The following is a 12,078-nucleotide window of genomic DNA, read 5'->3' as shown; positions in this document are numbered from 1 at the left end:
ATTTATGACTAAAACTCAAAAACTACGAGATAAACAAATTCGCCTAGCGCTAACTGTTGCGTGCGAAACAATAAAAGAAACGGTATTTGGCTTTGATTACCTAACGCATACGGTCGATTTAAATAATGAAGCCAGCACATTAAAAGTTATGTGCTACTTTAACGACGAAATTGCGCTTGAAAATGCAAAACCACAACTTGGCGACTTAGCGGATATAATACTTAAGCAACTCGCAAGTATTAAATTGAATGTAAAACCAGCACACATCTCATTTTTAGCCAATTAACAGCGGTTTAGTTGGTATGACATCACATGGACGTTATAATTAGATAAATTATTTTTAGGGTTCAAATTATGGCTGTTCCTACGCGTTCGCAAATTTCACCAGGCACAACAGTAAATATTGTATTAAAAGAAGATCAACGCAGCGGTACATTGACCGAAGGTGTTGTTGAACGTCTTTTAACTAAATCGCCTAATCACCCACACGGTATTAAAGTTCGTTTAGAAGATGGTCAAGTTGGCCGAGTGAAAGAGATTTTATAATGGCAGCATTAACAGAGCATGCTTTTTGGGATTTAGTAACCGCTCCTGATTTAGGGCTTGATCCGCAAAGTGTAAGCGACAATTTAAAAAGTAAATTAACAGATTTAACCGACCAACAACTTATAGAGTTTGATAAGTATTTTGGTATAAGCATGCGTAAATGTTTTACGTGGGACTTATTTGGCGCAGCCTTTGTTATGGCTGGCTGTAACGATGATTATGGCTTTAGTGAATTTAGATGTTGGTTGATTTCGCGCGGTAAAACAGTGTTCGAAAACGCCTTACTCAATGCCGACTCAATTGCACAGTGTTCACCTGTTTATTTTTTAAATGAACAACCTTATCCGTATATTGATGAATACGATTTAATCGCAGGCTTGTTATACGAAGAGCGTAACGATGACGAACTGCCGTTTATTCCATCAGGAAGCGACGAACCTCAAGGTAAGCGATTTAAAGACAAACCTAAGTTTTTAAAGTTAAGTTACCCTCTATTATTTGCAAAATATTGGCAGTAATTTGTATTTAATCGTTTTGTTGTTTAGGTACGTATTTAATAGCGTACTTAACAACAAAATGATTAGTTGTAGTATCTAATCGCTGTAGCACGACTTCTCTCCTTTTATAGTAAATCTCTGTTATAGTTGTAAAAAGTTAAGTAGATAAGCATTTTTCGCTTATCTAACACATTAACTCTCGAGGATACACACACGCAATGAAATATATAACATTTGCTTTGCTAGCAATTACATTTACAAGTGCCTACGCTTTTAGTGAGCCAAGTAATAAAACGCGTTTTATTCCTCTTTTAAAAACTAAATTAGGTGCTTATGAGGTTGTGTCGGCTAACTCGGCTTTGTGCGTTAATAGCCGTTTAAGCTTACAAGATGAAAAAAATGCTTCAGCGGGATTTAAATTAGGTAACGAAATTATTTTTGGACCTTTACATAACGGAACACAAACCACTAAAAAACCTAACTTTTGTTTTATTACGAGTTCATTAAAATATAAAAGTGATGGTCTTGAGAATAGTTTAAGAATGAGTCGTTGTGAAAATCTTGCCAACGAAAAAATAATAAACCAAAGTATTAAATTCTTACCTAATAATGTCATTACATACACGTTAAGTGAACCAAGTGTAGAGTGTACATTTAAGCAAACAGATATCGGTAAATAAACATTAGCCATTTAAGTTGCTCTATTAGCTAATTAAGCTAATAGACGTTACTAAGCTGGCTAATGGCTACTCACGTTACTCGCAGTGTATTTTGGGTATGTCGCGCCAGCGAGTTGTGTACTGAGGTGATAAAAAAGCTCTGTTCATATGCCAACGATCATTTAACTTACTGCTTGCTAAGCTAAGCATTCCTTTTCCATAACGTTTATTAACCGCATCTAGGCAGTTCATTAGTTGTGGATTGTCATTGCATTTATTAAACAAATCATCTTGTTGAAATTGCTGCGAAGTAAGCTCTAAAGCACCTACACCGCATTTGTAAAAGCGCACTGCCGGTTGGTATATTTGCCCAAACACTTCTGAAATTGCATTTGCCATAACGCAGGTATCGTTAGTAGGATTAGTAAATTTATACACAAACGATTTTTTATAAAAAATGTTCTCGTGAGAGGAGCTTGCAGCAAATATATAAAGCTGATTTGTTAAAGACTTTTGTGCCCTCAGTTTACTGCCTACAATTGTTACGTGATTAATAAGCGCTGTTTTGAGTGCCGTGGGCTCGCATATCCGTTCTCCAAAACTACGAGTCGAAAATATTTCACGTTTATCTTGTCTTACATCATCCCAGTTTAAGCATGTTTCGCCGTTAAGCTCTCTTACTGTACGCTCTACTACTACACTAAAAGTGCGGCGCATAGCACTAGGGTTTTGCTGTGCTAATTGCCATGCCGTATGTATGTTCATTATTTTAAGTTTTTTAGCTAAGCGTTTACCTATGCCCCATACATCTTGGCAACTCATTCTTTGTAAAATAGCTTGTCTAGATCCCTCTGTGTCTATAACAGCAACTCCATTAAAGCCAGACAACTTTTTAGCGGCATGATTAGCTGCTTTTGCAAGCGTTGGGGTAACCCCAAAACCCACGCCTACAGGTAGCTTGGTTTCTCGCCATACAGTACGCCTTATTGTATGACCGTAGTCGTACCAACTACTTATAAGTGGTGTATAACCATTAAAATGTAAAAACGATTCGTCAATACTATACACGTGTTGAGTATCGCAAAAGCGAGCAATTACGTTCATCATTCTATCGCTTAAATTGGCATATAGTTCGTAGTTACTAGAGCGAACAATTACGTTATTTTGCTCAAGCAAATGCTTCACTTTAAAGTAAGGACCAAATTTAGGAATATTTAAACGTTTTGCAATAGGGCATACCGCACATACACACCCATCGTTATTTGTAAGTACAACAACAGGTTTAGAACGAATAGCAGGATCAAAAACCTTTTCGGCGCTGGCATAAAAAGACACCGCATCAACTAAGGCATACATGAAAGTAACTCGGGGTTTTGTCTGTGTAATCTAATAGATAAACTAACCACGCCTTCAAGCTGAAACTCATCACTGGGTGTAAGTTGCACTGGTTTATATAAAGGGGATGCCGATAAAAGCCGTGCATTGGTTTTATCAAGTAACTTACATACAAATAAGCCATTTAAATTAGCAACAATTACATCACCATCTTTAGCTTGCTCTGCACGGTCTACTAATAATAAGTCACCCTGAAAAATCCCCACTTCTTGCATAGAGCTGCCAGAAGCAACCCCAATAAAGGTCGCATCAGGGTGCTTAATTAATAATTCATCAAGCGATACACCAAGCTCGCTATATTGTGCAGCGGGAGATTCAAATCCACATACACCGGCTTCTATATAAATAGGAATAACAAACATAAAGGTCAACCAAAACGCATATACTGTATAAGTGTACAGTATATGCGTTTTGTTTAACTTATGCCAAGTAATGCATTAAAGATCATTGCATGTTTTTGATCATTTTTTTTGCAGTGTCTAAAAAGTCATTGATTTGTTGAGGGTTTAAATTTTTACACATTTGCTCGTTAACACATTGCTCTGCATTTAGTAATTTATCAAAAAGTGCTGTGCCTTGAGAGGTGAACGATAAAATAAAACAGCGTTTGTCTTGCTCACTCGCGCATTTATTTATTAGATTTAAAGCTATTAACTCCTTAACCAAACGTGCTATTTGTGCTTTATCACGTTGAGTTTTGGTCACAATGTCGTTTGCTGTGCAGTTACTAGTAGCAGCAATAATATGCAAGCAACGTACATGCATTGCGTTTAGCTCAAGCTCACTGGCATTAATGGCTTCACGTATTGTTACACGGTAGTTTTGCATTAATACAAAAAGTGTATTGGCAAGAGAAGAGTTCATATTAAATCCATAATGGTTGACAATGTCAATTAAATTGCTATAGTTGATTTTATCAACCAATGGGGCGTTGTGCAATGTCTGCTTTTAGCAGCTTATTATTTAAATCCAAGTTTTGTAAAACGAGGTAATACATGAGCAAACAAATTCGCAAAGCTAACGTGTTAAGTACAAAGCAAATTACACCGCATTTACAGCGTATAGTGCTAGGCTCTGATGAGTTTAAAGGTTTATCAACAAGCTATATTGGAAACTACGTAAAAGTGTTGATCCCCAACGATCATAAAATAGATTTAGACATAAAAACGGCATGTATGCGTTCTTATACTATTAGAGACATAAACCTAAACAACGGCGCTATAACACTCGATTTTGTTATAAATATGCACCAAGGTCCTGCAACACAATGGGCGCAATCAGTAAAAGTAGGTGACGGGGTGGCTATAGCTGGTCCTGGACCTAAAAAACTTGATAACTATGACCACGGTCATTATGTACTATTGGGCGATTTAACCTCAGTAAATGCAATTAAAGCGTATTTACAACTACTGCCAAAAGCCGCCAACATTGATGCGTTTATACATGTACCCACAGCGAAAGATATTATAAGTTTAAACACAACGCGTAACGTAAATTGGTTAGTTACCAGCACTCCCGACAAAAGCATGCTAAATGCATTAAGTAACTTAGAAATAAGCGAACAACCTCCTATTGTATTTATGGCATTAGAAGCAGGGCTTGTACGTAAAGTTAAAACACAATTAGATGAACGCTTTTCTATACCGCGATGTAACATAGTTTCATCGGGATATTGGAAAAAAGGGCTTAACTCAGAACGCTACAAGCAACTACGCCAGCGCGATGCTGAACTGGCTCGAATATCTTAGAGCTAAATAACATATGCATATTTACTTTTATACACTCAAGTAACTTGAATTGATCTCATAGCAGTCCCATTTAAGTGTTTTATACTAATAACATATTATTAGTATGCATTTTTAGGAGCTGCTATTTTGTTAACTAATATTCCCTTTTCTTTATTAGAGCTTGCACCAATGCCTCAAGGGGCAACGGTATCCGAAACCTTACATAAAACTACCAAGTATGCACAAAGAGCCGATGAATTAGGCTTTAATCGTTTTTGGCTCGCTGAGCATCATAATATGCCCGGTATTATATGCGCAGCCACGTCTATTTTAGTTGGGCATATTGCAGGCAACACTAACAATATACGTGTGGGATCGGGCGGTATTATGCTACCAAACCATTCACCTTTAGTTGTTGCTGAACAATTTGGCACATTAGAAAGTTTATACCCAGGAAGAATTGATTTAGGACTAGGGCGAGCACCAGGCAGCGACCAAGTAACAAGCCGCGCATTAAATAGCGATATGAGCCGTGCTGAACGCTTTCCCCAAGAAGTAAGCGAGTTACAAACCTTGTTGGGTCCTTATAACGGCACGCATCCTATACGTGCTATTCCTGGCGAGAACACCAATGTTCCTATTTGGTTATTAGGTTCAAGTTTATTTAGTGCGCAACTTGCAGCGCAAAAAGGGTTACCGTATGTATTTGCAGGGCATTTTGCACCGCGCTTTGTACACGACGCAATAGCGCTGTATAAACGCGAGTTTAAAGCATCAAGCGTACTTGATAAGCCATACGTCATGCTTGCACTGCCTTTAGTGGCAGCAGACACTGACGATGAAGCGCAGCACTTATCTACAACGTCAAAGCAACGTGTTTTAGCTTTAATTAGAGGCAAAGAGCTGTGGTTAAAACCACCTGTAGATACAATGGATGGTTTATGGAGCGAGCAAGAACGCGCTCATGTAGAAAACTTTTTAAGCTTAAGTGTAACCGGCGGTCATGTAAGTATTAAACACAAGTTAGAAATGATCGTAAAACAACTCGAAGTTGATGAGTTTATATTTACTAACGACTTATTTGATGAAGAAAAACGCCATCGTGCCCTCGAAATATTAATGGAAATAAAGCATTAGCATATAGTTAGTTAAGCAAGCGTACACCTTGTCTTTGTTAAGGTTGCAGGCATCAATAAAGAACATTCATTTTATACATTGAATTGATTTATGTGATGTCTGTAAAATTGAAAAACCAGTCTTTTGAAAGAGTAATTAACTTATATTAAGTCAATTTATCGACCATATAGCGTTCTATTTTATCAATCGAACTGATTTAAACAATCAATTTTAAGATATTACTTTTATTTATTACACTGTATGTATTAAACCAAACATCATTAAATAAAGGTAGGTTCACCGTGAAGTCTCTAAATAGCGCAACAGCTAATTCAGTTAACAAAACAGCGCAGCCAAAAGTTGCACTGATTGCTGAAGGCGGTGGGCAGCGAGGGATATTCACAGCCGGCGTACTTGATGCTTGGTTAGAGCAAGAGTATGACCCATTCGACTTATTTATTGGCACCTCTGCAGGTTCGCAAAATTTAACTAGCTATTTAGCGCGTCAAAAAGGCTATGCAAAGCGTTTAATTAGAGGGTTGTCTCGTAATAAACGGTTTTTTCAATTAGGTCGAGGATTAGTGGGTAAACACATAGTCGACTTAGATTGGTACTTTGACAAAACCACCGAAGTAAACAGAGCTATTGATTTCAAAACGGCTAAAACCAGTTTAGGTGATCGCGAGTTACTTATTACGGCTACTAATGCACGAGACAGAAAAGCGTACTTTTTATCGCCAACAGGCGAAAGCCAGCAATGGCGTGAGCTGTTAAAAGCGTCAAGTGCACTGCCATTTTTGTATAAACAAGGCGTAAAATTAACACCTTGGTTAGATGCAAAAGCAGCTAACGAAACACACTTAGTTGAAGAACAAACTCAAAGCGATTTTTATCTCGATGGTGGTTTAGCAGCACCTTTACCCGTTCGTGAAGCGTACAACCGTGGCGCACGAAAAATTGTTGTAATAAGAACGGTAGATGCTAATTTTCAGGCGCAGTCTGCATGGGTTCAAAAGCTAAGAACCTTTGCTATTGCATCAGGTTATTGCCCAAAAACATTAGACTACTTAATACAACACGAACAAGCTTATTTAGACGAGCTTAACTTTATTGCTAATCCTCCTGATGATGTAGAAATAATACAAATATTTGCAGACGAAAAGCTGCACAGTAAATTATTAGGCAGCTCGAATGACGACTTACGTTTTGATCATAAACTAGGGTTAGATGCAGGGCGTTCATACTTAGCAATACAAAATTTACAAGTTAACAGTAATAACCACTACGGTGCTGCTACACAATACAGCTATAACTAAGCCGTAACTAAGCTGTAAATCAACAGCCAAATTTTAAATATAATTAATAAATAGCGCATACCCTTATGCGCTATTTTTTTGTTATTAATTACTCTTATTACGCCTAACCGCATTAAAATAAAAAGCGGTTACACCCCTCATACACAAAACAAAATACTGAATCTTAAAAAGATATTATTGATTTTTTAACTAATCAATATAAAGTGTAGTTGTGATTTATTATTCACATTTATAGAAATAAAATTCAATGTAAAATGTGCTTGCTTACAGATTATTAAACACCAATACATGCTTCACTATGAGGTAAATTAAAACTTAAAAGCTATTATGTTTTAATGTTTAACAAACGTTTTAACGACGCTGCATGCAGAGTTTAAAGTCGGTGCTAACATAAAGTAAAAGTATAAAAATAAAAGGGATTAGTAATGTTCGATACCGTAGTAAAAAGTGTAAATGACCTATTGTGGGGGAAGGGTCAGGTACTTATTTATATTTTACTCTTTACCGGTATTTGGTTTTCTGTGCATTTAAAAGGCATCCAAATATTTAAATTTAAGCATATGTTTAGCTTACTTAAAGGCAGTAGCAAATGTAAAAAAGACGACATTTCATCATTCCAAGCCCTTTGCACAGGGTTATGCGCCCGTGTAGGTACCGGTAATTTAGCCGGTGTAGCGGTTGCAATTTCTCTTGGTGGTAGCGGCGCAATATTTTGGATGTGGGTTATTGCTATACTGGGAATGGCAACAGGCTTTGCCGAAAGCGTACTTGGGCAAGTATACAAAGTGCGCGATAGCAGCGGCGATTTTAGAGGCGGCCCCGCGTATTATATTCAACAAGGTTTAGGTAGTCGCGCCTTTGCTATTGTATTTGCCGCGTGTTTGTTTTTAGGTTACGGCTTTACCTTTAGCGCTATGCAAACTAACACAATTACTGACGCGCTAAACTATGCGTTTAAAGTCCCTACACTTTACTCAGGGCTGGTTATTACCGTACTAGCGGGCTCAATTATACTCGGTGGCTTTAAAGCAATTGCCCGATTTGCAGAGCGCGTAGTGCCTATAATGGGCATTGTATTTGTACTCGCTGCTGTCATTATTACCCTTATAAATTTCACGCAAGTACCTGCTATGCTTAAAGATATATTTTTATCAGCATTTGGCTTACAAGAAGCAGGTGCCGGTGCAATGGGCGCGGCTATTAAAAACGGTATTCAACGTGGTTTATATTCTAATGAGGCGGGTGCGGGCAGTGTGCCGCATGCATCAGCAAGTGCCAGTCCTATTCCTAACCACCCTGTAACGCAAGGTTACATACAAATGCTAGGCGTATTTTTCGATACAATCGTACTGTGTAGCTGCACCGCAGTTATTATTTTATTAGCCGATGTAGATATAAGCGGCGAAATGGAAGGTATTCGTTTAACGCAAAGCGCCATGACCGCTCACTTAGCACAAGGTGGTGTTTACTTTGTAGCAGCTGCAATTACCTTATTTGCGTTTACCTCGGTAGTGGCAAATTACGCCTATGCAGAGAGTAACTTGCACCTCTTTAAGCTCGACAACAAAGTAGGGCGCGGCATTTACACTTTGCTTTATTTATCAATGATGTTATGGGGCGCATCAGCCACGTTAAAAGAAGTGTGGGATTTAGCCGATATTGCCTTAGGGTTAATGACAGTGGTTAACGTTATCGCTATTATACTGTTAACGCCGACTATTTTGTCTGTTACCAGCGATTACCACGCACAAAGAGACAAAGGTTTAGAGCCCGAATTTAAAGTAAAAGATGTAAAAGTACAGGGTAAATGCGAAGACGGCATTTGGGACTAATTAATTTTAAGCAACTTTAACGATAAAAAGCGGTTTTATGGCAATATAAAATCGCTTTTTATTTTGAATAATTATTCACTTTAAGTTTTAAATAAATAACTAAAATAACCAATACTAAAGGCACTATTTTTTAGATGATCGAGATCCACGCAGGTAAAACCGCAGCAAAAATAATAAACGAACAAGGCTTTAAACCAGAACTTTTCACCTCTTTTTTAGGCGCAAGTGGTGGCCCAAAATGGTTTACGTTATTTGGTTTGGATAAATACATTTTTGGTGAGTTTTTTAAAAACCGCACTCAACCACTTAATTTAATTGGATCATCAGCTGGCGCTTTTCGCTCTGCATGTTTTGCACAAAACGATCCCGTTGCAGCCATTGAGCGCTTAGCAAAATCGTATTCGCAAACTCGATACTCAAGCAACAAACCAACGCCCGCTGAAATTACAATAAAAGCGCGCGTATTACTTGAAGATGTTTTTGGCGATAGTGGCGTAACCGAAATTATAAATAACTCCGTATTTAAAGCGCACTTTATAGTGGCTAAATCGAATGGGTTCATAGCCAGCGAAAATAAATTAATACAGCTGCTGGGTTTATCAAAAAGTTATATGCTCAACCGCGTTAACCGAAAATTATTAGGCTCACAGTATGAGCGCTTTATATTTGGTCCAGCAACAAGTGACTTATCAATTACCGACAGCTACAATTTTAAAACACAAAACATAGCACTCACACAAACAAATTTAAAAGATGCATTACTTGCATCCGGCTCTATACCGCTTGTTATGCAAGGCATAAAAAATATTGCAGGCTCACCACCTGGCATATACCGCGACGGCGGAATTATTGACTATCACTTTGATTTAAAAATTAATAACCCAGGCTTAATTTTATATCCACATTTTAATAGCGAGCCAAAAGCAGGGTGGTTCGATAAAAATTTAAAACGCAAAGTGTCACCACTTAATTACGACAACGTAGTGATGATAACCCCATCAAAAGAATTTATAGCCGGCTTGCCTTACGGAAAAATCCCAGATAGAAATGATTTTACCGATCTTGATGTAGATACACGTATCAAATATTGGAATACCGTTTTTAGTGAAACCGAAAAGTTAGCAGAGGCATTTGATACTAAATTGAAGTTAAATATAACTTTATAAAAAGCATGTAAAATGAGTTTAAGAATAAACTTAGAAAATGGAACTCAAGGTGAAATAGATAAAGAACCTGATATATGTTCAATTTTTGATAAAGCATAAATGCCTGTCAGAGTATTTGTCACCATAACCAGTGAATTAGAAAAATATGATAAAAATTAGAAATAGTAATGAAATGCATGGATCATAATTAGATCAGTATTAGTGGAGTCTATAAAATGTAAATTAAAAACCAAACGGTATGGTTCTTATATTCAAGATATTTGAAAGTCCATAAATTACGGTACGTAAAGTAAAATAAAATAAAATAAAATAAAATAAAGGGCATAAAGCCCTTTTAAATTAATGGTTTAATTAATATGTCAACTTTGATAGGTAGACACACTTCCTTTCGTTAAGTTTTAAATATTTAATACTATTCATAAGTTAAATAAATTGTAAAAGTTATAAACCATAGATGGTAGTTGTTGAGTTGAAAAACTTATTATGACATTGGTAAATAACATCACGATTATATTTACTTAATGTACCTAAATCATCTATTTCATAATCATAAGAAATTTGTTTAGACATATTTTTATACAATTCAATAATGTTGGAAGGAGTGCCAACTGGCGCAAAGTCATCAACATCAAGAAATAGATAGCGTAAAAAAAGATTGGAACTTATATTAAAGTCAAAAGATAAAACTCTATCATCATTAACAGGTGTACAAAAACCGCGGTCAGATAAAAGACATGAATTATTTGTATAGTAAAACGCAGTCACTTTAATGAAACGTTCTTCACTTTCATAAAGGTTTTTTATAATTTCTTCGAAAATGACTTCATTCTTATTTCCATGTGGTGTTAATAAGTTAAATATTAGAGCAAGCCACTCCCTATATTGTTTATTAGGTATGCCAAACTTTTTACAGTTGTAATCTTGGGATGGATTATTACCATCAAGAATTTTTTATAGTTTTTTAAATGTGTAGGGTCAACTGGTTGAAGGGTTTTTAAATCGGAAAAGGTATGAAATAGTTTATCAATGCAATAAGGATTTCTGATAAAGTTTAGGAATTTAATAACAAACAAATTACAAATTTCTACTTTCACATTTCTATCATTGTTTTGTATTTTAGAAATTAGAGAGGTAGTACTTACTTCTAAAATAGATTCATACTTTGTATAAAAGCGCTCAAAGTTCAGCCTTATATCTTTATCAATTACATCAAAGCTAAATAAATCAAAAGCACTTAGATTGTTCTCAATACTAGTCCCTTTTCGATTGTCTAAGTTATATGTTAGTGCCTCTCTATTTTTTAAAGTAAATGAGTAAATCTTCTTGCTACTCCTTTTCAATGCATTTGGATTTATAGAATTAACGCTTTGCTCATAAGCTGAGAGGAAGTGCTGGTTTTTTGTACTACTTGATAGATTCATTAATCTTCCTTAATTTGTAGTTCTTATTGATATTTCACCGATTATTTCTAGCAATTGTGTCTGTAAATCGATTAGATATAAATCTTGTGATTTGCTTTGAATGTCTTATACATTGCTTCAGATTTTCTGGCAGACCACTTATAGCGCTGAACTAGCTGAACATCAGAAGGTTTTACCTTTCCCTACGGCGTTTCCATTGTATGATCTTCCATCGAAATTTTACAGTCTGCCCAAGCGTCTTTTTCAGGTAAATAATCACGATAAATTATAGCTACTAATTTTTCAACGGTAAGACTCGCTTTACTCGCTATTACATAACGCTTTATTTGTCTTTCATTTTAGCTGTTTTAGCATAGTCATAACCAAATAGTGAAAGTAACTGTTTTTGAATTTTCGATTCAAA

Annotated in this window: 14 protein-coding genes; 9 read left to right on the top strand and 5 right to left on the bottom strand. The window is 36.3% G+C overall.

Translation table 11 applies throughout. From position 1 onward, the window contains the following. Window positions 1-4: 4 nt before the first annotated feature. The 4 genes from I6F65_RS03090 to I6F65_RS03075 all read left to right on the top strand — a co-directional run bounded on the left by I6F65_RS03090 (window position 5) and on the right by I6F65_RS03075 (window position 1,723). Window positions 5-286: a hypothetical protein gene (locus tag I6F65_RS03090; RefSeq protein ID WP_024609917.1), complete on the top strand. Its 282-nt coding sequence runs from the start codon at window positions 5-7 to the stop codon at window positions 284-286. 68 nt (window positions 287-354) lie between these two features. After that, window positions 355-546 (top strand): YwbE family protein, encoded by a 192-nt coding sequence (locus I6F65_RS03085; protein WP_007583223.1) that lies wholly within the window; start codon window positions 355-357, stop codon window positions 544-546. Then, window positions 546-1,064 carry a DUF4240 domain-containing protein gene (locus I6F65_RS03080; protein ID WP_024609916.1) on the top strand — a complete coding sequence of 173 codons (519 nt, stop codon included), beginning with the start codon at window positions 546-548 and terminating at the stop codon, window positions 1,062-1,064. The genes I6F65_RS03085 and I6F65_RS03080 overlap by 1 nt, the downstream gene beginning before the upstream one ends. Window positions 1,065-1,261: 197 nt before the next feature. Further along, the gene (locus I6F65_RS03075) at window positions 1,262-1,723 is read left to right on the top strand and encodes a hypothetical protein (RefSeq protein WP_166113752.1); all 462 of its coding nucleotides are present in this window, start codon (window positions 1,262-1,264) and stop codon (window positions 1,721-1,723) included. A 75-nt stretch (window positions 1,724-1,798) separates the two neighbouring features. On the opposite strand, the gene I6F65_RS03070 is transcribed toward I6F65_RS03075, so the two are convergent. The 3 genes from I6F65_RS03070 to I6F65_RS03060 form a co-directional block, all read right to left on the bottom strand. Then, complete coding sequence (locus tag I6F65_RS03070) at window positions 1,799-3,058, bottom strand: Y-family DNA polymerase (RefSeq protein ID WP_197111506.1); 1,260 nt, start codon at window positions 3,056-3,058, stop codon at window positions 1,799-1,801. Next, the gene (locus tag I6F65_RS03065) at window positions 3,046-3,459 is read right to left on the bottom strand and encodes a S24 family peptidase (RefSeq protein WP_024609913.1); all 414 of its coding nucleotides are present in this window, start codon (window positions 3,457-3,459) and stop codon (window positions 3,046-3,048) included. The genes I6F65_RS03070 and I6F65_RS03065 overlap by 13 nt, the downstream gene beginning before the upstream one ends. An 82-nt stretch (window positions 3,460-3,541) precedes the next feature. Further along, window positions 3,542-3,961: a MarR family winged helix-turn-helix transcriptional regulator gene (locus I6F65_RS03060; protein WP_166113746.1), complete on the bottom strand. Its 420-nt coding sequence runs from the start codon at window positions 3,959-3,961 to the stop codon at window positions 3,542-3,544. 131 nt (window positions 3,962-4,092) lie between these two features. On the opposite strand from I6F65_RS03060, the gene I6F65_RS03055 reads away from it, so the two are divergent. The 5 genes from I6F65_RS03055 (at window position 4,093) to I6F65_RS03035 (ending at window position 10,254) form a co-directional block, all read left to right on the top strand. Continuing rightward, window positions 4,093-4,845 carry a siderophore-interacting protein gene (locus tag I6F65_RS03055; protein WP_166113743.1) on the top strand — a complete coding sequence of 251 codons (753 nt, stop codon included), beginning with the start codon at window positions 4,093-4,095 and terminating at the stop codon, window positions 4,843-4,845. A gap of 126 nt (window positions 4,846-4,971) precedes the next feature. Beyond that, window positions 4,972-5,961: an LLM class flavin-dependent oxidoreductase gene (locus I6F65_RS03050; protein ID WP_024609910.1), complete on the top strand. Its 990-nt coding sequence runs from the start codon at window positions 4,972-4,974 to the stop codon at window positions 5,959-5,961. Window positions 5,962-6,242: 281 nt separating this feature from the next. Further along, on the top strand, window positions 6,243-7,256 hold the full coding sequence (locus tag I6F65_RS03045) for a patatin family protein (protein WP_197111504.1): 1,014 nt from the start codon (window positions 6,243-6,245) through the stop codon (window positions 7,254-7,256). A gap of 425 nt (window positions 7,257-7,681) precedes the next feature. Continuing rightward, window positions 7,682-9,088 carry a sodium:alanine symporter family protein gene (locus tag I6F65_RS03040; protein WP_197111502.1) on the top strand — a complete coding sequence of 469 codons (1,407 nt, stop codon included), beginning with the start codon at window positions 7,682-7,684 and terminating at the stop codon, window positions 9,086-9,088. Between the two features lie 134 nt (window positions 9,089-9,222). Beyond that, window positions 9,223-10,254: a patatin-like phospholipase family protein gene (locus tag I6F65_RS03035; protein WP_197111500.1), complete on the top strand. Its 1,032-nt coding sequence runs from the start codon at window positions 9,223-9,225 to the stop codon at window positions 10,252-10,254. Between the two features lie 441 nt (window positions 10,255-10,695). On the opposite strand, the gene I6F65_RS03030 is transcribed toward I6F65_RS03035, so the two are convergent. Then, window positions 10,696-11,019 (bottom strand): hypothetical protein, encoded by a 324-nt coding sequence (locus I6F65_RS03030; RefSeq protein ID WP_197111499.1) that lies wholly within the window; start codon window positions 11,017-11,019, stop codon window positions 10,696-10,698. A 95-nt stretch (window positions 11,020-11,114) separates the two neighbouring features. Further along, window positions 11,115-11,675, bottom strand: coding sequence for a hypothetical protein (locus tag I6F65_RS03025; RefSeq protein WP_197111498.1), 561 nt, complete (start codon window positions 11,673-11,675; stop codon window positions 11,115-11,117). Window positions 11,676-12,078 lie beyond the last annotated feature (403 nt).

The organism is Pseudoalteromonas sp. SWXJZ94C (assembly GCF_015864385.1).
Classification (GTDB): domain Bacteria; phylum Pseudomonadota; class Gammaproteobacteria; order Enterobacterales; family Alteromonadaceae; genus Pseudoalteromonas.
The sequence above is the reverse complement of the archived record's forward strand: the minus strand, read 5'-3'. Positions and strand labels throughout refer to the sequence as shown.